Source organism: Terasakiella brassicae (assembly GCF_014641495.1).
GTDB lineage: Bacteria > Pseudomonadota > Alphaproteobacteria > Rhodospirillales > Terasakiellaceae > Terasakiella > Terasakiella brassicae.
Window position 1 is genome coordinate 81382 of record NZ_BMHV01000010.1, and the last position, 24238, is coordinate 105619.

General features: G+C 50.4%; 21 protein-coding genes. 9 read left to right on the plus strand and 12 right to left on the minus strand.

The window, feature by feature from the left end; all coding sequences use genetic code 11:
• Positions 1 to 82: 82 nt before the first annotated feature.
• From folE to IEW74_RS08545, 3 genes are all read right to left on the minus strand, one after another.
• On the minus strand, positions 83 to 712 hold the full coding sequence (folE, locus tag IEW74_RS08535; RefSeq protein ID WP_188663819.1) for a GTP cyclohydrolase I FolE: 630 nt from the start codon (positions 710 to 712) through the stop codon (positions 83 to 85).
• Positions 713 to 843: 131 nt separating this feature from the next.
• Positions 844 to 2079: a phosphoglycerate dehydrogenase gene (serA, locus tag IEW74_RS08540; RefSeq protein ID WP_188663821.1), complete on the minus strand. Its 1236-nt coding sequence runs from the start codon at positions 2077 to 2079 to the stop codon at positions 844 to 846.
• A 59-nt stretch (positions 2080 to 2138) separates the two neighbouring features.
• Positions 2139 to 3317: a pyridoxal-phosphate-dependent aminotransferase family protein gene (locus IEW74_RS08545; RefSeq protein WP_188663823.1), complete on the minus strand. Its 1179-nt coding sequence runs from the start codon at positions 3315 to 3317 to the stop codon at positions 2139 to 2141.
• 118 nt (positions 3318 to 3435) lie between these two features.
• Between IEW74_RS08545 and IEW74_RS08550 the strand changes: the two genes are divergently transcribed.
• The 7 genes from IEW74_RS08550 to IEW74_RS08580 all read left to right on the plus strand — a co-directional run bounded on the left by IEW74_RS08550 (position 3436) and on the right by IEW74_RS08580 (position 12285).
• Complete coding sequence (locus IEW74_RS08550; RefSeq protein WP_188663826.1) at positions 3436 to 4386, plus strand: bifunctional riboflavin kinase/FAD synthetase; 951 nt, start codon at positions 3436 to 3438, stop codon at positions 4384 to 4386.
• Between the two features lie 18 nt (positions 4387 to 4404).
• The gene (gene ileS, locus IEW74_RS08555) at positions 4405 to 7194 is read left to right on the plus strand and encodes an isoleucine--tRNA ligase (protein ID WP_188663828.1); all 2790 of its coding nucleotides are present in this window, start codon (positions 4405 to 4407) and stop codon (positions 7192 to 7194) included.
• Positions 7195 to 7291: 97 nt separating this feature from the next.
• A complete protein-coding gene (lspA, locus tag IEW74_RS08560; protein WP_188663830.1) occupies positions 7292 to 7801 on the plus strand; it encodes a signal peptidase II in 510 nt (169 codons plus the stop codon).
• A gap of 24 nt (positions 7802 to 7825) precedes the next feature.
• Positions 7826 to 8401: a DUF3035 domain-containing protein gene (locus tag IEW74_RS08565; RefSeq protein WP_188663832.1), complete on the plus strand. Its 576-nt coding sequence runs from the start codon at positions 7826 to 7828 to the stop codon at positions 8399 to 8401.
• 123 nt (positions 8402 to 8524) lie between these two features.
• Positions 8525 to 9865, plus strand: a complete 1341-nt coding sequence (locus IEW74_RS08570; protein WP_229734284.1) for a M16 family metallopeptidase — start codon at positions 8525 to 8527, stop codon at positions 9863 to 9865.
• Positions 9862 to 11163, plus strand: a complete 1302-nt coding sequence (locus IEW74_RS08575; protein ID WP_188663834.1) for a M16 family metallopeptidase — start codon at positions 9862 to 9864, stop codon at positions 11161 to 11163. The genes IEW74_RS08570 and IEW74_RS08575 overlap by 4 nt, the downstream gene beginning before the upstream one ends.
• 162 nt (positions 11164 to 11325) lie before the next feature.
• The gene (locus tag IEW74_RS08580) at positions 11326 to 12285 is read left to right on the plus strand and encodes an SLAC1 anion channel family protein (RefSeq protein ID WP_188663836.1); all 960 of its coding nucleotides are present in this window, start codon (positions 11326 to 11328) and stop codon (positions 12283 to 12285) included.
• Positions 12286 to 12320: 35 nt separating this feature from the next.
• Here the strand turns inward: IEW74_RS08580 and cobM are convergent, their stop codons facing one another.
• From cobM to IEW74_RS08615, 7 genes are all read right to left on the minus strand, one after another.
• Positions 12321 to 13085, minus strand: coding sequence for a precorrin-4 C(11)-methyltransferase (gene cobM / locus IEW74_RS08585; protein ID WP_188663838.1), 765 nt, complete (start codon positions 13083 to 13085; stop codon positions 12321 to 12323).
• Positions 13082 to 14896, minus strand: a complete 1815-nt coding sequence (gene cobJ, locus IEW74_RS08590) for a precorrin-3B C(17)-methyltransferase (RefSeq protein WP_188663840.1) — start codon at positions 14894 to 14896, stop codon at positions 13082 to 13084. The genes cobM and cobJ overlap by 4 nt, the downstream gene beginning before the upstream one ends.
• A complete protein-coding gene (cobI, locus tag IEW74_RS08595; protein ID WP_188663842.1) occupies positions 14893 to 15597 on the minus strand; it encodes a precorrin-2 C(20)-methyltransferase in 705 nt (234 codons plus the stop codon). The genes cobJ and cobI overlap by 4 nt, the downstream gene beginning before the upstream one ends.
• A 5-nt stretch (positions 15598 to 15602) precedes the next feature.
• Positions 15603 to 16793 (minus strand): precorrin-6y C5,15-methyltransferase (decarboxylating) subunit CbiE, encoded by a 1191-nt coding sequence (gene cbiE / locus IEW74_RS08600; protein WP_188663845.1) that lies wholly within the window; start codon positions 16791 to 16793, stop codon positions 15603 to 15605.
• On the minus strand, positions 16790 to 18334 hold the full coding sequence (locus IEW74_RS17720; protein WP_229734285.1) for a precorrin-8X methylmutase: 1545 nt from the start codon (positions 18332 to 18334) through the stop codon (positions 16790 to 16792). Before IEW74_RS17720 ends, cbiE begins: the two co-directional genes overlap by 4 nt.
• A 12-nt stretch (positions 18335 to 18346) precedes the next feature.
• Entirely contained in the window at positions 18347 to 19321 is a 975-nt protein-coding gene (locus IEW74_RS08610; protein ID WP_188663846.1) for a sirohydrochlorin chelatase, read from the minus strand.
• Positions 19322 to 19460: 139 nt separating this feature from the next.
• Positions 19461 to 20462 carry a YeiH family protein gene (locus IEW74_RS08615; RefSeq protein WP_188663847.1) on the minus strand — a complete coding sequence of 334 codons (1002 nt, stop codon included), beginning with the start codon at positions 20460 to 20462 and terminating at the stop codon, positions 19461 to 19463.
• A 158-nt stretch (positions 20463 to 20620) separates the two neighbouring features.
• On the opposite strand from IEW74_RS08615, the gene IEW74_RS08620 reads away from it, so the two are divergent.
• Both IEW74_RS08620 and IEW74_RS08625 read left to right on the plus strand, forming a co-directional pair.
• Positions 20621 to 21082, plus strand: a complete 462-nt coding sequence (locus IEW74_RS08620) for a hypothetical protein (RefSeq protein WP_229734286.1) — start codon at positions 20621 to 20623, stop codon at positions 21080 to 21082.
• Positions 21083 to 21198: 116 nt separating this feature from the next.
• Complete coding sequence (locus IEW74_RS08625) at positions 21199 to 22653, plus strand: TrkH family potassium uptake protein (RefSeq protein ID WP_188663849.1); 1455 nt, start codon at positions 21199 to 21201, stop codon at positions 22651 to 22653.
• Here IEW74_RS08625 and IEW74_RS08630 read toward each other — a convergent pair whose 3' ends face one another.
• Complete coding sequence (locus IEW74_RS08630) at positions 22654 to 23220, minus strand: putative periplasmic lipoprotein (protein WP_188663850.1); 567 nt, start codon at positions 23218 to 23220, stop codon at positions 22654 to 22656.
• 60 nt (positions 23221 to 23280) lie between these two features.
• Positions 23281 to 24204: an Hsp33 family molecular chaperone HslO gene (gene hslO, locus IEW74_RS08635; RefSeq protein ID WP_188663851.1), complete on the minus strand. Its 924-nt coding sequence runs from the start codon at positions 24202 to 24204 to the stop codon at positions 23281 to 23283.
• Between the last annotated feature and the right edge of the window lie 34 nt (positions 24205 to 24238).

Genomic DNA, 24238 nt, shown 5'->3' on the forward strand with positions numbered 1-24238 from the left:
CGATCGGGTCGGGGATGACAGTTTAGGGCTTTGTCAATAACCTGAGCCTCGCTTTTCATCAAAGCGAGGCTTTTAATCTTTTTTAGAAGCTATTGACCGCCGGTCCACTGGCCGGATTACCGATCATTGTCAGAAATTCCTTACGAGTCGCAATGTTATTTCTGAAGGCACCCAACATTCGCGAGGTCACCATCGTCACCCCCGGCTTATAAACACCACGGGTGGTCATACATTGGTGTTGCGCTTCAATTACAATTGCCACGCCCAATGGATCCAGCACATCCTGAATGACATTGGCAACTTGCGCTGTCATCTTTTCCTGAATTTGCAGGCGTTTTGCATAGACCTCGATAATACGGGCGAGTTTGGAAATGCCAACGACACGTTTTTTCGGCATATAGGCAATATGCGCCTTGCCCAAAATCGGCACCATGTGATGTTCGCAATGGGATTCGAAACGAATGTCGCGCAAAACGACCATTTCGTCATAACCGTCCGTTTCTTCAAACGTACGTTTTAGAATCTCTTCCGGGTCTTGATCATATCCGGCAAAGAATTCTTCGTAGGATCGCACCACCCGGTCCGGCGTGCCGACCAGACCTTCACGGGTCGGATCATCACCCGCCCATTTGATTAAGGTACGAACCGCTTCTTCGGCTTCTTCCCGGCTGGGTTTGGCGTCGATGACGTTCAATTCAGGTTTATGGCTCACGAGACATTCCTTTCATCTGGACATTCACTGTAGAGCTTATCGTGTGAAATCTATCATTTGAATTACAATACCCGACAAGAATAATCAACTATTCTTTTTGGTATTGTTCTAAACTGAACGTCACCTGTGTGTTAACGCAAGAACCGCAAGCGAATGGTTCCCGCAATATCTGTCAATGCCTGACGCACGCCTTGGCCTTCGACAATATCGGCGTCCACATCGACCACAACATAACCAAACTCACCATCTGTTTGCAGATATTGCCCGGTGATATTGAAGCCATGCTCGTTCATAATTTCGGCAATACGTGCCATGACACCCGGTTTATTTTCATGGATATGCATGAAACGCGTGCCGGACCCTTTTACAGGCAAGGAAACTTCCATGAAGTTCACCGCCCCGAAGGTGGAACCATCATCGGAATATTTAACAAGCTTTTCGGCAACTTCCGTCCCGATATTGGCCTGTGCTTCCTGTGTAGACCCACCGATATGCGGCGTTAGAATGACATTGGACAGGCCACGCAGTTCAGAAACAAATTCATCATCGGCCCCTTTCGGTTCAACAGGGAAGACATCAACCGCCGCCCCGGCGAGATGATCACTTTTCAACGCATCTGCCAAAGCCGGAATATCAACAACAGTACCGCGTGCCGCGTTGATGAAATGCGCCCCTTTTTTCATTTCACCAAATTCGCGCGCGCCCATCATGTTGCGTGTTTCCGGTGTATCGGGCACATGCAGGCTGACAACGTCGGACATTTGCAGCAATTGATCCAGTGTCTCAACCGGTGATGCGTTCCCCAAGGGAAGCTTGTTGACAATATCAAAATAGATCACTTTAAAGCCAAGGGCTTCTGCCAAAATGGACAATTGGCTGCCGATATGGCCGTAACCGACGATCCCCAATGTCTTGCCGCGCACTTCAAAAGACCCTGCTGCGGATTTAATCCAGCCCCCTTCATGGCAGCTTGCGTTTTTCGCCGGAATGCCGCGCATCAGCATAATGGCTTCTGCCAACACCAGTTCCGCCACGGAACGGGTGTTGGAATAAGGTGCGTTAAAGACCGGAACCCCTTTAGACAAGGTGCTACGCAGATCAACCTGATTGGTGCCGATACAGAAACACCCCACCGAAAACAGTTTTTCCGCCCCTTCAATGACTTCCTCAGTCAATTGCGTGCGCGAACGAATACCAACGATGTGAGCGTCCTTAATTTTTTCCTTCAGGACCTCTTCATCCAAAGCTTTTTTGTGAAACTCGATATTGCTGTAACCGGCATTTTCAAAAACACGAATGGCATTTTCATGAACGCCTTCCAACAACAAAATACGAATTTTATCTTTGGCCAAAGACAGATTGCTCAACGGACTTCTCCTGTTTCAAGGGGGTGATATAGGCGCTAAGTTTTAAGTGGTCTGACCCGTTAAAACAATATTTTTTGCGCTGCATCAACTGCTTTTCCGCTTTCAACCTTCACATTTGCCTGTGAAAGCAAGGTTTCCAACGTTGATAAACAAAGTAAAATATTACGTGGCGTTGCACTTTGCCCCATCAGACCGATCCGCCATATCTTACCCGCGAATGCGCCCAATCCAGCCCCGATTTCAAGACCATAGCGTTCCAATGCCCGTTTGCGCAACGCAGCGTCATCGACACCATCCGGGATTTTAACCGCATTTAATTGCGGCAAACGGTACATTTCATCAACGGCAAATTCCAGACCCATTGCTTCCAGTCCGGCTTTCAGGCCCAGATGCATTTTGGCATGACGATGCCATGCATTTTCCAGTCCTTCTTCCTGCAACATCACCAAAGATTCGTGTAAAGCATAAAGCGCATTGACCGGGGCCGTATGATGATAGGCCCGTGTTGCCCCCTCGCCCCAATAGCCCATAATCAAATTCAGATCGAGGAACCAGCTTTGAACCTTTGAACTACGCTTGCGGATTTTATCCAGCGCCCGTTCACTGAAGGTCACGGGCGACAAGCCCGGAACGCAAGACAAACATTTTTGCGTGCCCGCATAAACCGCATCCGCCCCCCAGTCATCGACCAGCACAGGCACCCCTGCAAGGGCCGTGACCGCATCGACAAGGCTTAAAGCCCCATACCGTGTGGCGAGTTTACACAGAATCAATGGATCGGTATGGACCCCGGTTGACGTTTCCGCCTGCACGAAAGCAACGATTTTTGTATCGGGGTTGGCTTTCAGTGCGTCTTCGACTTTATGGGCGTCAACAGAACATCCCCAGTCATCTTCGACCACAATCGCAACGCCACCACAACGTTCGACATTTTCTTTCATGCGCAGGCCGAACACGCCGTTGATACAGACAATCACCTTGTCCCCGGGTTCCACCAGATTGGCAAAACAGCTTTCCATTCCGGCAGAACCCGGTGCGGAAATCGGAAACGTCAGGGCATTATCTGTTTGAAATGCATATTGCAGCAGGCTTTTAACCTCGTCCATCATGCCAATAAAAGCCGGATCCAAATGCCCGACCGTGGGACGCGCCATTGCCGCCAGAACACGTGGGTGAACATCACTTGGCCCCGGCCCCATCAGAGTGCGTAAGGGGGGATTGAAAGAAGAAATTGTCATAGCGGCCTCACTATCTGCTGATCAAGTTGCATCAACATATGCATATTTTCACGTGGTGAATAGACGAAAAACGCCATTTTAGACTTGACCCCGTGCCCAATCTCGCTACCTTCGCGCCATGCGGATATTCAGACATTATGAGGACTTGCCGCCCGAGGTCAAAGGGGGCGCAGTCGCCATCGGTAACTTTGACGGTGTACACCTGGGACACAGGGAAGTGATTGGCGAGGCCGGATGGATCGCCAAGGCCCACCGGATTCCATGGGTTGTCCTGACGTTTGAGCCCCACCCGCGCATGGTTTTCATGCCAGATCAGGACCCGTTTCGCATTACCCCGTTTCGTATCAAAACCCGCCATATCGAAGAGCTGGAGGTTGACCATCTTGTCACCCTGCAATTCGACATGGATTTCGCCAAAAAATCGGCAGAAGACTTTATCAAGGAGGTGCTGGTCGATGGACTGCAAGCTCGCCATGTGGTCAGCGGCTATAATTTTTATTTCGGGGCACATCGTCGCGGCAACCCGGATATGCTGTTGCAGGAAGGCCAGAAACACGGCTATGGATTTACCTGTGTAAACCCGGTCAGCGATGCGGGCGGCGTGGCTTATTCCTCCACACGGGTACGTGACTACCTGACAACAGGCGGCCCCCGCCAAGCTTGGGATGTACTGGGTCGTCCCTTCGAAATTGAAGGTCGTGTGATCAAGGGCGATCAACGCGGGCGCACAATCGGCTTTCCGACCTGCAACATCGAATTACATGATTATCTGACACCGGCCTTGGGCGTTTATGCTATTCGCGCCGGTATCGATCATGGCACTCATACTGTCTGGCATGACGGCGTTGCCAATATCGGCAAACGACCAACGTTTGATAAACGCGACATCCTGCTGGAAGCCCACCTTTTTGACTTCGACGGCGACCTTTATGGCAAGCATGTGCGCGTTGCCTTGGTCGAATTTATTCGCCATGAACAGAAGTTCTCCGGCCTTGACGAAATCAAGGCACAGATTGCAAAAGATTGCATCCAGGCCAAAGACATATTAAAGAAGACCGAACCTTTTTAAATCTCAAGCGAGCAGACCATGACTGTGGATTATAAATCAACTGTATTTCTTCCCAAAACCGACTTCCCGATGCGTGCCGGCCTTGCCCAGAAAGAGCCGCAAATTCTGGCGAAGTGGGAAGAGATTGGTCTTTACGAAAAATTGCGCGAAGATGCCAAAGACCGCGAGCCTTTCGTGCTGCATGACGGCCCCCCGTACGCCAACGGTCATCTGCATATCGGTCACGCGCTGAACAAGATTTTAAAAGATATCATCGTTCGTTCCCAACAAATGATGGGCAAAAACGCCAATTACGTACCGGGCTGGGATTGCCACGGCCTGCCGATCGAATGGAAGATCGAAGAAAAATACCGCAAGAAAAAGAAAGATAAGGATCAGGTTCCTGTTCTGGAATTTCGCGAAGAATGCCGCCAGTTTGCCAAAGAATGGATCGACATTCAGCGCGAGGAATTCAAACGCCTTGGCCTCGTCGGCAACTGGGAAGATCCTTATCTGACCATGACCAACCGTGCCGAAGCCATCATTGCCAAGGAACTTTGTCGCTTTTTGATGAACGGCAGCCTTTATAAAGGGGCAAAACCGGTCATGTGGTCGCCTGTGGAAAAAACAGCCCTGGCCGAAGCCGAGGTCGAATATTTCGATCACGAATCCACAACGATCCACGTCCGTTTCAAGGTTGAAGAAACCAAACTGGACGTAATCAAAGACGCGACAATCGTCATCTGGACGACAACCCCGTGGACCATGCCGGGCAACCGGGCAATCTCTTACGGCAACGACATTGATTATGCCGTCTATGAAATCCTTGATGTCCATGATGGTTCCCTCGCTCGTGTCGGGGAAAAAATCTGTCTGGCTGATGCCTTGGCCGCTGAAGTTATGGGCGAAGCCAAAGTTGCAGACTTCAAACAAATTGCCCGGTTCAAAGGAAAAGAACTGGAAGGCACCATTTGTTCCCACCCTTGGCGTGGTCGCGATTATGATTTCGACGTGCCTTGTATCGCTGGTGACCATGTCACAACCGAGGCCGGGACAGGCTTTGTCCACACCGCCCCCGGTCACGGTCAGGAAGACTGGGAAGTGTCCATGCAATATGGCATTGCCGTGCCCGATACGGTCGGCCCGGATGGCTGTTATTATGACCATGTGCCGATCTTTGCCGGTGAACATGTCTATAAAGTCGCCCCGCATGTACTGGAACAACTAACCGAAGTGGGCTCTTTGCTGGCCTCTGGTAAAATCATGCACAGCTATCCCTGTTCGTGGCGTTCCAAGGCAAAACTGATTTTCCGCAACACACCGCAATGGTTCATCTCGATGGAGACCAACGGCTTGCGTGAAAAAGCGTTAAAAGCCATTGATGAAACCCGCTTTGTTCCTGCGGCTGGTCGCAATCGCTTGGGTGGCATGATCAAGGATCGTCCCGACTGGTGTGTCTCGCGTCAACGGGCATGGGGCGTGCCGATCACTGTCTTTGTCGATAAGAAAACGGGTGAGCCGCTGCGTGACCAAAATGTCGTGGACCGCATCGTCAAGGCTTTCGAAGAAGAAGGCGCAGACGCATGGTATTCGCGCGACCCGCAAGAATTCCTCGGCAATGAATATAGCGCCGATGATTTTGAACAGGTCACAGACATTCTTGATGTTTGGTTCGATTCGGGTTCCACACACGCCTTTGTTCTGGAAGACCGCGACGATTTGACCTGGCCGGCCTCGCTTTATCTGGAAGGCTCTGATCAGCACCGGGGCTGGTTCCATTCATCCTTGCTGGAATCTTGTGGAACGCGGGGCCGCGCGCCCTATGACGCCGTTCTCACACACGGTTTCGTATTGGATGAAAAAGGTTACAAAATGTCCAAGTCCTTGGGCAATGTGACCTCCCCACAAGATGTCAACAATCAGTACGGCGCCGATATTTTGCGCCTGTGGGTGGTTTCTGCCGATACGGCGGATGATTTGCGCATCGGCCCGGAAATCATCAAACAGCAATCCGATGTTTATCGTCGCCTGCGCAACACCCTGCGTTACTTGCTGGGTAATCTGGACGGTTTCAGTGACGCGGAAAAACTGCCGTTTGAAGAAATGCCGGAACTGGAACGTTGGGTTCTGCATCGTTTGTTCACACTGGATAAACAATTGCGCAAGGCCTGTAACGATTTCGTCTTCCACAAAGCCTTTGCCGAATTGCATCACTTCTGTGCGGTTGAATTGTCCGCCTTCTATTTCGATATCCGCAAAGATGCGGTTTATTGTGATGGGGCAGACAGTGTCCGCCGCCGCGCTGCCCGCACGGTTCTCGACATTCTGTTCAACACATTAAGTGCATGGTTTGCCCCCTTCATGGTCTTTACAACGGAAGAAGCATGGACCAGCCGCTTTGGTGAAGATGCAGACAGCGTTCACCTGCGCCAGTTCCCGGAAATTCCCGCCAATTGGCAAGATGATGCCTTGGCTGCCAAATGGGCCAAAGTCCGTGATTTGCGCAAAGTGGTGACAGGTGCCTTGGAATTAAAACGTAAAGAAAAAGTCATCGGTGCTTCTTTACAAGCCGCCCCGGACGTTTACGCCCCGACAGAATATGTCGAGGCCATGAACGGGATCGACCTTGCCGAACTGTCGATTACCTCTGCGGCACAATTGCATGAAGGCAATGTGCCAAGCGGTGCCTTCATCATGGAAGATATCAAAGGGATCGGCGTTGTCTTTAAAGAAGCCGACGGCGGCAAATGCGAACGTTGCTGGCAAATCCTGCCGGAAGTCAGCGACGAAGGCGGGATCTGCAAACGTTGTGAAGACGCTATTGCCTAAAACCAATATTGCGTGGCCTTGTATGTTGAACGACATCAAGGCCACTTTTATGCCATCGATCAGATTTTGTCCGCATGCGCGGTTTTGACAGGATAACATGAACCGAATTTTCCAAACCAAGCCCTACCTTGCGGGTCTTTTGATCTCACTGCTTGTTCTATGCATCGATCAATGGAGTAAGTTTGTCATTGTCTACGATGTCATGATGCGCCCCCATGTGATCGAAGTGACCTCGTTTTTCAATATCGTCATGGCATGGAATCGAGGTGTCAGTTTCGGTATGTTCGGTTGGGATTCCTCGGTTAAGGTTTATGTTTTAACCGCTATGGCCTTTGGTGCAGCAATCGGTTTGACCATTTGGATGGTGCGTGAAAATCGGATTCGCTTTGCCTTACCATGCGGAGCCATCATCGGTGGTGCCTTGGGCAACGGTATTGATCGCCTGCATTGGGGGGCGGTTGCCGACTTTCTTGATTTTCATATGGCAGGCTATCACTGGCCTGCTTTCAATGTTGCAGACATCGGCATCACCTGCGGAGCAACATTTTTGATTTTAGATAGCTTGTTTAGCAAGGCAGATTCATCTAAAACAGATGAGTGTGAATAGTTGGACAGTAAAACGGCGATGAAAATGTCAGTACTCAACTTAAAAAATATGATGGTTTTAGCAATTGCAGTCGCGAGTCTGAGTGCCTGTGGTGATGCTAAAAAAATGATGGGTCTGGAAAAGACGGCGCCGGATGAATTTGCCGTTTATTCGCGTGCGCCACTCAGCTTGCCGCCGGATTACGCCCTCAAACCACCAAAGCCGGGGGCTGATCGCCCACAGGCCGAAGACGAAACCCTTAAGGCCCAACGTGCCCTAACGGGTCGTGATGTCAATACGCCCCGTGCCAACGAAAATGGATATGCCAATATGACACCGGGTCTGGAGTCATTATTGCAACAAACCGGTGCCGCCGGTGTCGATCCGACTATCCGCCAGACGATTGACCGCGAAACCAGTGCCTTTGTCGAAGAATCAAAACATTTTACAGACGAAATTATGTTCTGGAAAAATAAAGAAGCCTTCGGCACCAAAGTTGATGCGGCCAAAGAAGCCCAACGTATTCGCGAGGCACAAGCTTTAGGTAAAGTTGTCGACGGTCAGGGTGCGGTTGTGATCGAACGCAAAGACCAAGCCATCCTTGAAGGCTTATTTAAATAAATGCCGCGATAAATCTGCCCTTGTTTGAACAAGGTTTCAGGCTAAATCCTTAAAGACTCGATTGGTTTCGTTTTTGCCATCCGTTTGAAACGGGTGGCTCCCTATTGATTGTTTGAGGTAAACGTGCGTTTTCTTATTGCTGCATTGATCGGCCTGCTTGTTTCCTTTCCGCTACAGGCCCGCGTTTTTAATCCGCAAAGCTTTACACTGGAAAACGGGATGCAGGTGGTTCTGATCCCGAATACCCGCGTCCCTGTTGTAAAACATATGGTTTGGTATCGCGTGGGTTCTGCTGATGAACCGGCAGGTAAGTCCGGCATTGCCCACTTTTTTGAACATCTGATGTTCAAGGGAACACCCAGCATCCCTGCGGGTGAATTTTCAAGAATCGTTGCCAAAAATGGGGGGCGCGATAACGCTTTTACCTCGTACGACTATACCGCCTATTTTCAAACCGTTGCCAAAGATCGTCTCGAACTGGTTATGAAAATGGAAGCCGATCGTATGACGCATCTGAGCCTGACAAAAGAGGTCATTGAACCGGAACGTCTGGTGATCTTGGAAGAACGCCGCCAACGGACCGATAACGACCCCAGTGCACAATTGCGCGAACAAATTGACACCGTTCAATATATGAACCACCCCTATCGTATTCCTGTCATCGGCTGGGCCCACGAGATTGAAAACCTCAGCCTCAAGGATCTGCGAGATTTCTACAAACAATGGTATGCGCCCAACAATGCCGTTTTGGTCGTTGAAGGTGATGTCACAATGGAAGAACTGCGCCCTCTGGCTGAAAAATATTACGGTGTTATCCCACGTGGACCCGATATAATCCGCCAACGCCCGAGCGAGCCCCCCGCCCATGCAGACCGCCGTGTGATAAAGAAAGACCCGCGTGTGCGTCAAGCCAGCCTGCAACGCAGTTACCTTGCCCCCAGCTATGGCGATGATAAAACAGATACAAAGGCACCTTATGCCTTGCAAATTCTCCAACAAATTATGAGCGGTTCAGCCACAAGCCGTCTCTATCAATCTTTGGTCGTGGATCAAAAACTTGCCGTCTCTGCCGGTATGTCCTATTCCCCCACCCGTCTGGATGTGTCCGAACTGACCTTCTGGGCCAGTCCACAACAGGGGGTTTCCCCCGACAAGTTGGAAAAAGCCCTGATCAAGGAAATCGACTTGCTGATTGAAAAAGGTGTTGCACAGGATGAAGTCCTGCGTGCTCAAAAATCCCTCATCAACGATGCGGTGTTTGCCCGTGACAATCTGGGCACAGGCGCACAAGTGTTTGGCTCCACCCTCGCCATCGGCATGACAATCGATAAAACCGAAAACTGGCCCGACGATATCAAATCCATCTCACGTGATGACGTCAATCGGGCTTTACGCAGCGTATTGGCAAATAAACACACCGTAACCGGCATTTTGATGGCGGCTGAGAAGGGAGAAAAACAATGATCCGATTTATTGTCCTTGCCGCCATAATCTTGCTGAACGTGCCCGCATATGCCTTGGCCCCCGTCCAGAAAGTCATTTCACAAAACGGCATTGAGGCTTGGTTGATCGAAGACCATACCAATCCCATCGTTTCCCTGCATTTCGGTTTTGAGGGCGGCAGCGCACAAGATCCTGTTGGAAAAGAAGGATTGGCCCGTCTGGCTTCTGCAACAATGGATGAAGGCGCCGGTGAATGGAACTCGCAAAGTTTTCAGGCCCGATTAAATGATCTGTCCATCACGTTACGGTTTGAAGCCAGCATGGACCGTTTTGGCGGTCACGTCCTGACCTTGCGGGAAAATCTGGAACCCGCCCTTGAGATGTTAAATCAGGCCTTGCTTGCTCCACGTTTTGAAAAAGACGCGATTGAACGTATTCGTGCACAAATTCTGGCAGAGCTGCGCCAACGCGAAGAAGATCCCGACACCATTGCAGCCCTGAACCTGTATCAGTCCATTTTTGCCGACCACCCCTATGCGCGGGGTTCTAAAGGGACCATAGAAGGCGTGCAAAATATAACACAGGCCGACTTACATAATTTTGTGCAAACCCGCCTTAACCGCCGTGATTTAAAGATCGGTGTATCCGGCGACATCACAGCCACAGAATTAAAAACCCTGCTTGATAAAACCTTCGCCGCCCTGCCTGAAAAAACAGAAAACCGCCCGGTTTCGGATGCGGTTTTGCATTTGGACAATGAACTGAGCATCATTCAAAAACCCGTCCCGCAAAGCAGTATTCTGTTCGTGCAGGAAGGCGTCGAACGCCATGACGAAGATTTCTACGCAGCCTATGTTCTGAATTATATTTTAGGTGGCGGTGGGTTTTCGTCTCGTCTGACCGAAGAAGTTCGCGAAAAACGCGGGCTTGTCTATTCTGTCTACAGCTATCTGGCGGGCTATCAGCATGCCGATTTGTGGATTGTCGGGGCGGGTACCCAAAATGCGCGCGTCAAAGAAACATTGGATGTTGTGCGCGCCGAATGGAAAAAAGCCGCCACACAAGGTGTCAGTGCCGAAGAAGTGCGCGATGCCAAAACATTTTTAACCGGCTCCTTTGCCCTGCGGTTTAATTCCAGTGACAATATTGCGGCAATTCTTCTCGGGATGCAGATGGATAAACTCCCCATTGATTTTTTGGAACAACGCAACAAACAAGTGGAAGCTGTTACGCCTGAAGATGTCAACCGGGTTGCAAAAACTCTGCTGACACCGGACAAATTAAAAGCCGTTGTTGTCGGTCAACCCGAAGGCCTTTAACAAAAAAAGCCCGCTGCCTATAAAGAACAGCGGGCTCTTTTTTTATTTTCATTGTTATATTAGATTTTATTGATAACCGTCAATGCCACAGGTGCGCTTATTGCGTATCACGATCAGGAGGGATAAGCTTTCCTTTCCCCCCTTTATTTTCGAGATGCAGCCATGTCAGAAAAACACAGTAGCCTCCAACATTTCCCCTTACCCATGTTTTCAACAACAATGGGGCTGTCCGGCTTGACCATTATTTCACATAAAATGGAATGGATGCTCGGCAGTAACGGTATTGTATTTTACACGCTCGCCTATCTGACACTGGCCATTTATATTGTAATCCTTGCGACTTATACCCTCAAGTCCCTGCGCTATCCTCAAGCCGTGCTGGCAGATTGGAACCATCCGATCAAAATTAGTTTTTTCCCCGCCGCCAGTATCAGTCTGCTTTTACTTGGCGCGGCCTTTTACCCCATTAATGAACGGCTCTCTTTCTTTCTGTGGGCAACCGGGTGCTTCTTCCAATTTTTCCTATCTATGGCAATCATTAGTAGCTGGATCAATCACGCCCGCTATGAGGTGGTTCATAGTACCCCGGCCTGGTTTATCCCTGCCGTTGGGAATATTATTGTGCCTTTGGTCGGCGTGCGTCACGCGCCTCTGGAACTATCCTGGTTTTTCTTTGCCTGGGGCATTTTGTTCTGGGTGATCCTGCTGATCCTGATCATCAACCGCTTGATGTTTCACAATCCCATGCCGCAAAAGCTGCTGCCGACTTTATTTATTCTGCTTGCCCCGCCCAGTATCGGTTTTGTCTCCTACATTCAAATGACAGGTGAACTCGATACACTCGGGCGGTTGATCTATTATTGGGCGGCCTTTTTCTTCTGTTTATTGCTTTCTCAAATTCACCGTATGGTGCGCATCAAGTTTGCAATGTCGTGGTGGGCCTATACCTTCCCGCTGGCTGCTTTTACCAGTGCCACCCTTTTGATGGGGCAATTGACCCATCTCGCCTTTTTCGACTATCTCGCACAAGTGCTTTATGTCCTGACATGGGTTGTCATTGCCAGCTTATTTCTGCGCACTGTTATTGCTCTATTCAAATGCGAAATTTGTGTGCCGGATTAACCCTGCTCGTAGCAGAAAAAGAAGAAAGCGAGGTTTTACGCTTTCTTCTTTTCACGCAAGACATGGGTATGATCCACGTCATAAAGCTTGCTGTCGGTAAAATCTTCACTGCCCAGCACATGACCAACCAAAATCAAAGCTGTGCGGGTAATCCCGCTGTCTTTTACCTTTGCCCGGATGTCGGAAAGCGTGCCATGAATAAAGGCTTCATCCGGCCATGACACACGATAGGCCACAACAACCGGGCAGTCCGCACCATAATAAGGGCTCAGTGTGTCCACCACGTGTTTCAGGTTATTAACCGACAAATGAATTGCCAAGGTTGCGCCGCTTTTGGCAAAGGTTTCCAGATCCTCGTTATTCGGCATTTTGGAAGAACGAACGGCTGTTCGCGTCAACACGATGGATTGGGACACATCCGGCAAGGTGAGTTCGGTCTTTAAGGCCGCCGAGGCTGCCGCATAGGCTGACACACCGGGTACAACTTCATAATCAATATCCAGTTTATCCAGACGGCGCATCTGTTCGGCAATTGCCCCGTAAAGACAGGGATCCCCGGAATGAACACGGGCGACATCATGACCTTGTTTGTGCGCTTCTTCGATTTCAGTAATGATCTCGTCCAAATGCATCGGCGCCGTATCTTTCACCACAGCTGCCTTATCAGCTTGGGCAACAATACCTTCCGGGACCAAGGATCCAGCAAATAAGACCACTGGGGCTTCCTTGATGATATTAAGCCCACGCACCGTGATTAAATCCGGTGCCCCCGGACCTGCGCCGATAAAATAAACCGTCATGATTGCACCTTCATTTTCTTTTCATAGCCACGTGGCGTATAGACCCATTTATTGACACCACGTTCAATGACGCGGCTTTGACTGGAACCGACCAAAACCATAGTCAGCATATCCGCATGATCGGACGTTAATTCGCCCAAGGTAATCACCTCAAGGCTTTCAGTCGCACGCCCCAGATTGCGCCCCAAAACGACAGGCGTTTCTGCCGGGCGTCCCGTCAACAAGATATCGCGGGCCTTTTCAATTTGCGTCACCCGGCGTTTGGAACGCGGGTTATAGAACGCTACAACGAAATCGCCATCGGCCGCCGCTTTCAACCGTCGTTGGATATCTTCCCACGGCGTCAACAGATCAGACAGGGAAATAGTGCAAAAATCATGGTTAATCGGTGCCCCAATGCGCGCCGCACAGGCTTGCAAGGCCGAAATACCCGGTGCAACATCAATGCGCAGACGGTTCCATTCAGGTTTATTTTCTTTATCCAGCAATTCAAATGCCAATGTCGCCAAGGCATAAATCCCGGCATCACCAGAACAAACCAGACAGACCCGTTTTCCCTCTGCCGCCAAATCAAGGGCAATACGGGCACGTTTTTCTTCATTCGCCAGACCGCTTTCGTGACGGTCTTTCCCAACGATCAGATCCTCGACCAGATCAAGGTACAAACCATACCCCACCACATCGGTGGCTTCACGCAAGGCTTGTGTCGCCTGTGGGGATCGCCATTCATCAGAACCCGGACCGATACCGATCACGGACAAATATCCCTGCGCCCGGCCCAATGCAACGGGTTGTAAATCAACCGGGGAACGCCCGATCGCACAAGTTGCCTTGTCCGTTTTTTGTTTTTCAACAACCAATTCACCCAGACCACCAACAGCTGCCAAGGCAGCCCCTTCGGCCACACCATGACAGCCCACCTCGTCAAAGACAACATCAGACGGGTTCTTCAGGCGCGGTGTTTGGGCCTCCAATTCTTCAGGTGTGAAGAAACGTGCCGGCACCCCCAGCACATCGGCCAAGGCATGCACGGCTGCTTCGTTGGCCTTGACATCAACAGAAACCACGCAGCCAATCGATTGGCGCGATAATCCAGCGCTGGCCAAAGTTGCCAAGGCATGTTCGATTAAATGATCGGCTGGACAGTTTCTCTCACATCCCACACCCAAGGCCAGTACGGGCGGATGGAATAACAATTCATTGCCGTCAGGTTCAACATCACGATCAGAAATCCGAATACGCGGAAAACCGACATCTTCAAAGGACAGGCCTTTTTCTTCCAACCAGACCGCTTCGCCCGCTTCAACTTCCAAGGAAACCGGATCATGGTTTAACAAAGCTGCGGCAACATCTTTGGCATAATCAGGATTGGCAATCCGCCAACCGCGTGGCGGTTCATCCAGCGCCACACCGAAATTCAGTTCTCCGGCTGTTGTGATGGCAGCAGCGCCTTCCAAAATATCGGCAATCCAGCGCGCCAGTTCATTTGCACCGTGATGCCCCCCCAGCAACGGAACCGCACAGGAGGCGTCTTCAGCAACCGCAACCACGGGCGGTTCTGCCCATTTATCCGCCAGCAACGGGGCCAGCGCACGGATCAAAATACCGCTGGCGCAAATGCCGATAATCGGCTGTCCTTTGCGAAAGAGGCTGCGCACATGGTCAATGGTATTGTCAAAAGCAATCGCACAATCAGGGAGGCGTTTTTTCAAACCGTGAATTTCCACATCCCCCATTGTCTGGGCCAGTTCTTGCGCCAGTTGATAGCCACCTGTGCTGAGACAGATCAATGCCGGAGTTGTCTGGGTCATTTCCACGCCTCGCCGCGTTTATGTACAATAATCATCGAAAAATACGGTGCCTTTTCAAAAGTTGCCTCGTCCAGAGACATCATTTTTTGTGTCTCCATTGTGGCATGTTCAATGTAATAAGCATGTTCGTTTAAGCCCAAGGTGCCGATCACATCACGTACCTTGGCAAAGTGGCGTCCCACTTTCATAATGATCGCCGCATCACACAGTTGCAGGCGTTCTAACAAATCTTCACTGGGCAACGGAGCCGGTAAAATCGTCAACACATCGGCCCGCGATGTAATCGGCACGCCCAACTGGCAACAGCTTGCCATCGCAGAAGAAACACCGGGGACAACACGCGTTTCAAAACGATCCGCCAGCCGGGCATAGATATACATGAAGGACCCGAAGAAGAACGGATCGCCTTCGCACAAAACCGCAACGTCTTTACCCTCAGCCAGTTTTTGCGCAATTTCTTCGCTATATTGATCGTAAACATCATTGGCGGGGAAATCACCGGGGATCATCGGCGTATCGATTTTAATTTCGTCCTGCCCACCGGGAAGGTGTTTTTCAACAATGGATCGCGCCAAGCTCGACTTACCAACCGGGGCCGGATAGGCAATCACCGGGGCGGCCTGAAGAATATTCAGCGCCTTTAAGGTGATTAAATCAGGATCGCCCGGACCAATGCCCAGACCGTACAAAGTACCTGCCATATGTTCTATTCCTTTAACGCCGACAGTTGCAAGACGGGCGCCATTGGTTTCAGCGCCGTCATTGTGCCAACGTTTTCTTCACGCGAAACGGCGATACGGGTCAACCGTGCGCCGAACTTGTGCGCAAAATGCAACATTTCGCGCTCAGCCTCAAGTGTTACTGCATTTGCAACCAATCGCCCACCAATTGGCAAGACGTTCCAGCAGGTTTCCAGCAAGCCGGGAATGGAGATACCACCCCCAACAAAAACAGCATCCGGCTGGGGTAATCCGTGCAATGCATTCGGGACACGACCATCAACAATTTCCAAGGTCGGCACACCCAAGGCCGCCCCGTTATGGGCAATCATGGATCGGCGCTTATCATTTTGTTCAATCGCAATTGCATGACATTTGGGGTGGGCGCGCATCCATTCAATCGCAATGGACCCGCATCCGGCCCCGACATCCCACAACAGTTCACCGGGTTGCGGCGCAAGACTGGATAATGTCACCGCCCGCACTTCGCGTTTGGTCAATTGCCCGTCATGTTCAAACAAATCATCATCCAGACCATTGGTCACAGGCAGGCGGCGGGCCTTTTCTTCTGCAACGCATTCCACCGCGATGGTATTCAGGTCCGCAACTTTTGCCGTCCAACCGGTTGCACTGCCCTGCAGATGGTTTTCTTTCTCCCCGCCCATATGTTCAAACACATTCAGGCGAGAGGCACCATACCCATATTTTGCCAAAAGATCGGCGACCTCAATCGGGGATTTTCCATCCCGGCTGAGGATCAGGATTTTCACCCCATCGGCCACATACCTGTTCAAACTTTCCAAGGCACGACCATGAATGGTCATACAGACACAATCCGGGATCGCCCATCCCATCCGCGCCGCCGCCAGTGAAAAGGCACCGTTCGCCGGATGAATGGTAATGTCTCGCTTATCGAAATGCTTCAACAGAGTTGTGCCAATGCCAAACCATAACGGCTCCCCCGTTGCCAAAACGACAATGGATTTGTCCAGACGGTCTTTAATCGCCTCAATCCCGTGGTTTAACCCGCTACCCCATGATATTTTTTCAGCCAAGGTCGTCACCATATCCAGATGACGTTCCCCACCGACCAGAACATCTGCGCTTTCAATCAAGGCCCGTGATGTTGGATTTACCCCGTCCAGACCATCTTCACCAATACCGATAATATGGATCATTGTGTAATCCCTTTCTTGGCAAGTGCATTCAAGGCAGAGGCAGCAATCGCACTGCCACCGCGTCGTCCGCGCAATGTAATATAAGGCACACCCAGATCGCCCGCCAAGGCAATCAGCGTTTCTTTTGATTCCATTGCCCCAACAAAGCCGACCGGGCAGGCGACAATCAAGGCCGGTTTGGCAAAACGCCCATCAAGGATCCCTTGGATTAAATGGAACAAGGCCGTTGGCGCATTGCCGATCACAACAACCGATCCCTCCAGCCAATCGCCCCAAAATTCCAAGGCAGCGGCTGAACGGGTGGTGCCCAATTCTTCGGCCTTGGCAGGGGTACGCGCATCATTTAAGGTACAGACAACCGGATTATGTTGGGCGAGGCGCTTGCGGATAATGCCATGTGACACCATTTCCACATCCACCAAAATCGGACATCCCTTTGCCAGGGCCGTCCGCCCCACACTCGCGGCCCCCGCACTATAGGCGATATCCACACCAACATCCACATCCCCACAGGCGTGGATCATGCGAATGGCAACGTCTTGCATATCCTCATCAAAACCGGAAACATCGATATCATGTTCAATCATTTTCTGTGATTTGCGATAGATATCGTTTGGTGCACGCAAATAACTGTTCAACCAATCAAGGGCTTGGTCCTTATCGCTTTTACCGACACCCAAGACCCAGCCTTCTTCGCGCACGACAATGTCTTTTTGATCATCACTTAACGAGGGATCCCCCGCAAACAGCGATGCCAGTTCCCCGACTTGATCCAATTCGGCATAATGGCGGGCAAGGGTACGCACCTGCAAGGCATCCTTTGGCAAATTGCCCTGTGCCTGTACCTTGATCTGAGAGGGGTAAATTTCTGCCAAGGTAATCGCACCCAAGGAATTCGCAGTCAATCCGGTTTCAAAGGGCCAGACCTTGATTTGATCTTGCAACCACGCATGACGGCGCAACTGTTCCAGCCGGGCAATTCCCATCAGGGTTTGGGATCCCACACAACCTGTTCCCAAAAGCTGCCAGACAGGTTTTACCCCGGAAATCCGTTGTTCACACAAACGCATTTCATTGGTCAGCGGATTCATATAAGGCTTTTTACTTTCCAAAAATTCATTTTGCTGGGCTTTCGGGCAGCCCCAGAACGGCCCCGTTGTACCGCTGATTTTACGGTTTAATTCAGCCGCAACGGCGAAACGGTTATTGGAATTATCCGCTCCGTCCTTGATCATTGCTGATAAGCGTTGCCAGACACCGGACCAGTCTTGCGCCCCAATACTGGGGGCAAAATCTTTTGGGTATCCAAAGGCAAAATCGCATCCGACCAATACGCGCAACCCCCGCGCGCTCAGATCACTCAGACGGTCAGCTAAATCCTGCATGGCGGTTTCGCGGGTTGTCGGGTTATGCAACGCCGTTTCAACCAGTTTGGTGCCTTGGCGTTCCACCACACAATACCAGATACTGTCGGCACCCTTCTTCGGGGTTGAGGATGCCGACCAATCCACCATGACATAACTGTCAAACAAATGCGTCATAAGGGGCGGCCCTTACTTATCGTCCCCATGATCATGGGAATGATGATGGTGGTGCCCATGATGGTGATGATGACCGTGGTCATGCCCGTGATGATGGTCATGTTCACCATCGGTGCCAATGCCCATGACATGATGATGGTGACCGACCTGTGCGGCACCAACTTCGCCTTCATAACCAATGATTTGTTCGCGGTATTTACACAGTTGGCAGTTCATATTGTTTTCACCGCTGAGCATTTCTTCCACGCGGTCCACAAACGTATCAATCACCAGCGGATGATCTTTCAGATAACCAACTTTGACAAATTCAATATCCGGGTGATTGGCCGCGACTTCATCGGTTTGATCATAAATTCGGTTCACCAGAATACCGGTAAACAGGAAGTAAGGGATCACGACGACACGCTTGTAACCCAGCTTTGCCGCATGTTCCAAACCATCGGGGACGCGCGGGAACGCCACACCGGAATAACACACTTCACCCCAACCAAAACCCATGCCTTCCCACAGCATCCGCATGACTTTATGGACGTTGGAATTGGCGTCACTGTCATTGGTGCCGCGCCCAACCACCATCAATAAGGTATCCTTGCGCGCAACCTCATCCGGACAGTTTGCTTCGGCTTCTTCAATACGTTGTTTACAGACTTCCAGCAAACGACGATCAATTGCTAGTTCGCGCCCAAAACGCACATCCAGATCGGCATGTTCGGCGGCAAAATTGTTTACTTCGCTCGGCAAATCATTTTTAACGTGGCCGGCGGCAAACAACATACCGGGAACGCACAGGATTTGTTTGGCCCCGCGTTCAACCAGTTTATCCAACCCGGTACGGATGATCGGTTTGGCAAATTCCAAGAAGCCACTTTCCACATCACGATCGGGGAAGCGTTCACGTAAATTTTTTGCCAAAAGATTGAATTCTTCAACAGCGCCTTCGTCGCGGCTGCCGTGACCGCAGATCATAATAGCGGGTTTATCGGACATGGGAGTCTCCTATATTTTATGTCTTGCCTTACAGCATCAGACCGTGAAGCTTTGCCTTACAGCATCAAGCCTTATTTCGAGGCCATGATGTAGCGTTTTGTGACGTTCAAGGCAAGGATATTGTTTGGTTACTTAACGATTAAACCATCCAGAATGTAATCACAATTAAAGCCAGCCCTGCCAGATAAAGCGTTTCCACCAACATTAAAACCAACGGCATCCAACCGACCTTGACCAAGGCGGCAAATGACGTCTTCATCCCCAAGGCAGCGACCGCCATCACAATACACCAGCGCGATACATCAATCAGGGAACCGGAAATCACAACAGGGATGTCCACGCTGCTGTTTAAAATGACCAAGGCCACAAACCCCAGCACAAACCACGGAAACGGTAATTTCGCTTCACTCGTCTTATCTGCCTTAAGATGGGCACGCGCCACCATCATCACAATCAAAACCACGGGTAACAGCATGGCAACACGTAACAGCTTGACAACGGTTGCCACATCCCCTGTATGATCGGACACACCGTATCCCGCCCCAACCACCTGTGCGACATCATGAATGGTTGCCCCCAAAAACACACCGGTTTGTTGTTCATCCAAACCAAGGGCGGCGGCAATGATAGGGTAGATCACCATCGCCATCGTGCTGAAAGCCGTTACCGTGACAACCGTGAAAATGGTATCACGTTCCCCATCTTTTCCCTGTGGTAAAACAGATGACAACGCCATTGCGGCTGATGCCCCACAGATGGCAACGGCCCCACCGGTCAAACACCCGAATGCTGTCTTTTTTGTGAAAAGACGGGTCAAACCGATCCCCAAAAAGATCGTCGTGACCACCCCGGCAATCACCAGCACAACCGGGATCAGACCAAGGTCCTGCAAGGCGGCAAAGGATATGCGCAATCCTAACAAGGCAACGCCGATACGCAAAACCTGTTTGGCCGCCATATCAATCCCTTGGGCACATCTTTCATGTTCGGACAAAAAATTAAACGCAATCCCCAGCAACAAGGCAAACAACATCGTCGGTGCGCCATAATGATCGGACAGAAACACCGCCGCGATTGCAATCGTCAGAGCCACCAACAGACCGGAAAATCTGTCCCGATAAAAATTTCCGATGTGTTCCATCGTCTCTGTACCTTGCTGAGGAGTTTTTCATTAGAGGCTACATCATAGCAGCCTGCATTGTTAAAATCTTTTTAAAACCGATCACGCAGACGTGTTTTGTTTTCTTGATCCATCTCAGGCAGAATTTCAGAAAGACACAATTGATGAAAGGTTCGATCATGTTTCGCCTCTTGGCTGTTTTAAGCATATTGTCTGCGTTTACGTCCCAGAACGCCGATGCCGCCCAGGTGATTACCCTGACCCAAACCCCTTGCCAGTTTATTGAAGCTGAAAACGGGATTGACCACGCCATAACATCTACTTCCGCCAAAGATTGCGAAGCCTACAATCGCCAGACACAAGCAGAACGTCTGAAAACAGCAAAAGTCCTGACCCTGAAAGCCGGTACATATACGTTCCGCGTCAAAAATGAAAATGTACCTTACGAACTCGGTTTTTGGCTGCGAGACAAAGATTACAACTGGAAAAACCCGCTGCACAAATTGACCAAGACCAGTATCTCGGGTGGCGGTCTGACAACGGGCGTCAGTCAGGATTATGAGGTCGAATTAAAACCCGGGGAATATCTGTATTCCTGCCCTTTAAATCCGACACCGGATTACAAACTGATTGTTGAATAATGCGCCCCCGACCAGCCATACGATCTTATTGGTAAAGAGCGTTTGTTTTTTATGGACTTTCCATGTCATTTCAGCCAAGAATCGCCCTTTCGGGCAATCCTTGACATAAAGCTGACATGAAACTCGACCTGCGACCTATATATTTCATCATCGGTCTTTTGCTAATGACATTGGCTTTGGGTATGTTACTCCCCATGTTTGTCGATATGGCGCAAGATAACCCGGATTGGCAAGTCTTTATGCTCTCTTCCGGCGTGACCCTGTTTGTCGGTATCGCACTGGCCTTGGCAGGGCGCAGTCGGGAAAAAATGTATTTCTCCATTCGCCAAGGCTTCATCATGGCAACGTTCAGTTGGCTTGTAATGACGATCTTTGCCGCTCTGCCCTTTGCTTTTTCCGAACTGGATATGTCCTACACCGATGCGTTTTTCGAGGCCATGTCCGGCATCACCACCACCGGGTCAACGGTCATTTCCGGGCTGGATTATGCCCCGCCGGGCCTGCTGTTATGGCGGGCTCTGCTGCAATGGCTCGGCGGGATCGGGATCATTGTCATGGCGGTTGCGATCCTGCCCATGCTGCACGTTGGGGGGATGCAGCTTTTTAAGGTGGAAGCGTTTGAAGCATCGGATAAAGCCTTGCCCAAGGCCGCACAAATTTCAGCTGGAATTTCTGTCATTTACCTTGCCCTGACCGCCATTTGGGCCGTGGCCCTGTGGTTTGCAGGAATGACCCCGTTTGAAGCCGCCTGCCATGCCATGACCACCATTGCAACAGGTGGCTTTTCCACATCCGATGGATCGGTGGGGCATTTCGATAGCGGGACAATCGATGGGATCATCACATTGGGTATGATTATCGGTTCCCTGCCCTTTATGCTGTATTTACGCACCTTGCGCGGTAATTATCAGGCGCTGATCAAAGATTCACAGGTCCAGTGGTTCATGGTGATTATCTTTTTATTGATTGCACTGGCCACCGGGTTCTTATGGCTGCAAGAAGGTTACGATCCCATCCATTCGTTACGTTACGGCGCCTTCAACGTGGTTTCCATCATCACCGGCACAGGCTACGCCACAACTGACTATCAGGTCTGGGGCCATTTTGCCTGGCCGATCTTTTTCTTTATTATGTTTATCGGGGGCTGTTCCGGTTCCACGACTTGCGGGATCAAGATCTTTCGTTTTCAGGTTCTTTATGCCGCAGCAAAAACCCAGATCAGACGCCTGCTGGAACCTCACGGTGTTTTCATCCCTTATTATAACCGCCGTCCAATCCCGGACGAAGTTATGACCTCGGTTCTCAGCTTCTTCTTTATCTTTGGGGTCTGCTTTGCCCTTTTGACAATGGCACTTGGTATGATGGGACTGGACTATGTAACGGCCATCACCAGTGCGGCAACCGCACTTGCCAACGTTGGCCCTGCCTTGGGTGAAGTTGCAGGACCGAGCGGTAATTTCCAGACATTCCCGGATGCCGCCAAATGGGTGATGTCATTTGGCATGCTGCTCGGGCGGCTTGAATTATTTACCGTCCTCGTGCTGTTTATGCCGACTTTCTGGCGCGGTTAATTAGAAAGATTGCGTCCGGATATTTTCCGTCATCACCTGATTAAAATCAGCCATCAATTTTTCCAGAAGCTCGTACCATTTTTTTTCAAGTTCCAGAAGGCTGGTATCTTCTGATACCGTCATATAACGATGTGCCTTTGCTGTCGCAAAGCCTTTATTTTTACCTTGGGCATCATAGACATCCAAGCGCCCGTCCACAGTCAGGTCATAGCGTTCAGACTGGTCCGTGGTAAAGACACCTTTGATACCTGTCTGTTTTTCCAGTTTATTTTCAACGGTCGAGGCTTCTAAAATCGTGAAAACGGCCCGTCCACCGGATCCGTTTGGTTGCAATCGATCATAAGCCCATTGCGTCATCGCCTGTTTTGGTGACGTTGGCAGACGGTGGGAAATTTCCTTACCTTCAACACTGGTGACACTTTTATTCACAACATCCAGTTTTGCCGCTTGCACCACAATGGGTGCAAGATGCTTAAAGGTCATTTCCGGCAGATTTTGCACCGGCGGCGTATTCGTACAAGCCGAGATCAGAAGTACACCTGCGAAAGCAAAAATCCATTTTTTCATATCCAAGACCTATGTCGTTATTTGCACCGACACCCAGTGAACGCACAAACGTTTCAATTGTCAATGTTTGACGGCTTGTTCCGCCTGTTTTTCATCGCGCAGTTCTGTTAAACGGTCTTTGCTAAACGTGTAGTTTGTGGAACAAAAGTGACACGTAACCGTTGTTCCGCCTTCTTCGATCATATCGTTTAGTTCCGGCACTGGCATGCCCTTCAATGTTGCGCTCAGACGTTCTTCTGAACAGCGGCATTCCTGATGGATGGCCTTGGTTTCATAGACACGCACGCCTTCTTCATGGAACAAGCGATAAGGCAGGTCCGCCATACCGAGGCTGGCATCCAGCATTTCCGCCTCCGTCAGACTTTTCAGCATAATGGAAGCATGGTTCCATTTTTCACGCGCCTCTTCATCATTGCCGCTTTCATCGGGCAAACGCTGGATCATCACCACACAAATTCCGCTGTCACCATGTGCGATTTTAAACGCCGTATCCAGCTGTTCTGAATTTTTAAAATAGTTGTAGGCACATTCGCTTAAAGACTGACCTTCCAACGCCGTCAATCCTTGATAAGGCTGCATATGTTTGCCTTGATCAACGGTAAAGGCCAAACGCCCGGTTCCCAACAGGGTTTCCACACTCGGTTCAACATCCTTGCCCAAGGCAGCCAGTTTATCCATATCAAAACCGGCATAACCGCGCAAACCGCCCTCAGACGTAATATCGCTGACCAGTGCCTTGATCGGGCCGGCCCCTTCGCCTTCGGAAATCGCCTGAAGAGAAAAAACACCGTCATATTTTAACCCGGACGCCAGCGCAACCGTCAGGCCCATTGCTTCGCTTAAGATATCGGCAATCGGTTTAGGATATTTATGGGCATCCAAGATCTTATGAACGGACGCCCCCAAACGAATGACCCGGCCACGAATATCCAGTTCATCAACCTGAAACGGTAAAACGCGGTCTTCCAACAATTGTTTGCTCATTTTCATACTCAACAGAACAGGTACGCCCCCAACC

Excerpts from the sequence above, each read along its gene's own strand:
- IEW74_RS08545 (WP_188663823.1), bottom strand. The coding sequence starts at position 3,317 with ATGACAATTTCTTCTTTCAATCCCCCCTTACGCACTCTGATGGGGCCG.
- IEW74_RS08550 (WP_188663826.1), top strand. The coding sequence starts at position 3,436 with ATGCGGATATTCAGACATTATGAGGACTTGCCGCCCGAGGTCAAAGGG.
- ileS (WP_188663828.1), top strand. The coding sequence starts at position 4,405 with ATGACTGTGGATTATAAATCAACTGTATTTCTTCCCAAAACCGACTTC.
- lspA (WP_188663830.1), top strand. The coding sequence starts at position 7,292 with ATGAACCGAATTTTCCAAACCAAGCCCTACCTTGCGGGTCTTTTGATC.
- IEW74_RS08565 (WP_188663832.1), top strand. The coding sequence starts at position 7,826 with ATGTCAGTACTCAACTTAAAAAATATGATGGTTTTAGCAATTGCAGTC.
- IEW74_RS08575 (WP_188663834.1), top strand. The coding sequence starts at position 9,862 with ATGATCCGATTTATTGTCCTTGCCGCCATAATCTTGCTGAACGTGCCC.
- IEW74_RS08580 (WP_188663836.1), top strand. The coding sequence starts at position 11,326 with ATGTCAGAAAAACACAGTAGCCTCCAACATTTCCCCTTACCCATGTTT.
- cobM (WP_188663838.1), bottom strand. The coding sequence starts at position 13,085 with ATGACGGTTTATTTTATCGGCGCAGGTCCGGGGGCACCGGATTTAATC.
- cobJ (WP_188663840.1), bottom strand. The coding sequence starts at position 14,896 with ATGACCCAGACAACTCCGGCATTGATCTGTCTCAGCACAGGTGGCTAT.
- cobI (WP_188663842.1), bottom strand. The coding sequence starts at position 15,597 with ATGGCAGGTACTTTGTACGGTCTGGGCATTGGTCCGGGCGATCCTGAT.
- cbiE (WP_188663845.1), bottom strand. The coding sequence starts at position 16,793 with ATGATCCATATTATCGGTATTGGTGAAGATGGTCTGGACGGGGTAAAT.
- IEW74_RS17720 (WP_229734285.1), bottom strand. The coding sequence starts at position 18,334 with ATGACGCATTTGTTTGACAGTTATGTCATGGTGGATTGGTCGGCATCC.
- IEW74_RS08610 (WP_188663846.1), bottom strand. The coding sequence starts at position 19,321 with ATGTCCGATAAACCCGCTATTATGATCTGCGGTCACGGCAGCCGCGAC.
- IEW74_RS08615 (WP_188663847.1), bottom strand. The coding sequence starts at position 20,462 with ATGGAACACATCGGAAATTTTTATCGGGACAGATTTTCCGGTCTGTTG.
- IEW74_RS08620 (WP_229734286.1), top strand. The coding sequence starts at position 20,621 with ATGTTTCGCCTCTTGGCTGTTTTAAGCATATTGTCTGCGTTTACGTCC.
- IEW74_RS08625 (WP_188663849.1), top strand. The coding sequence starts at position 21,199 with ATGAAACTCGACCTGCGACCTATATATTTCATCATCGGTCTTTTGCTA.
- IEW74_RS08630 (WP_188663850.1), bottom strand. The coding sequence starts at position 23,220 with ATGAAAAAATGGATTTTTGCTTTCGCAGGTGTACTTCTGATCTCGGCT.
- hslO (WP_188663851.1), bottom strand. The coding sequence starts at position 24,204 with ATGAGCAAACAATTGTTGGAAGACCGCGTTTTACCGTTTCAGGTTGAT.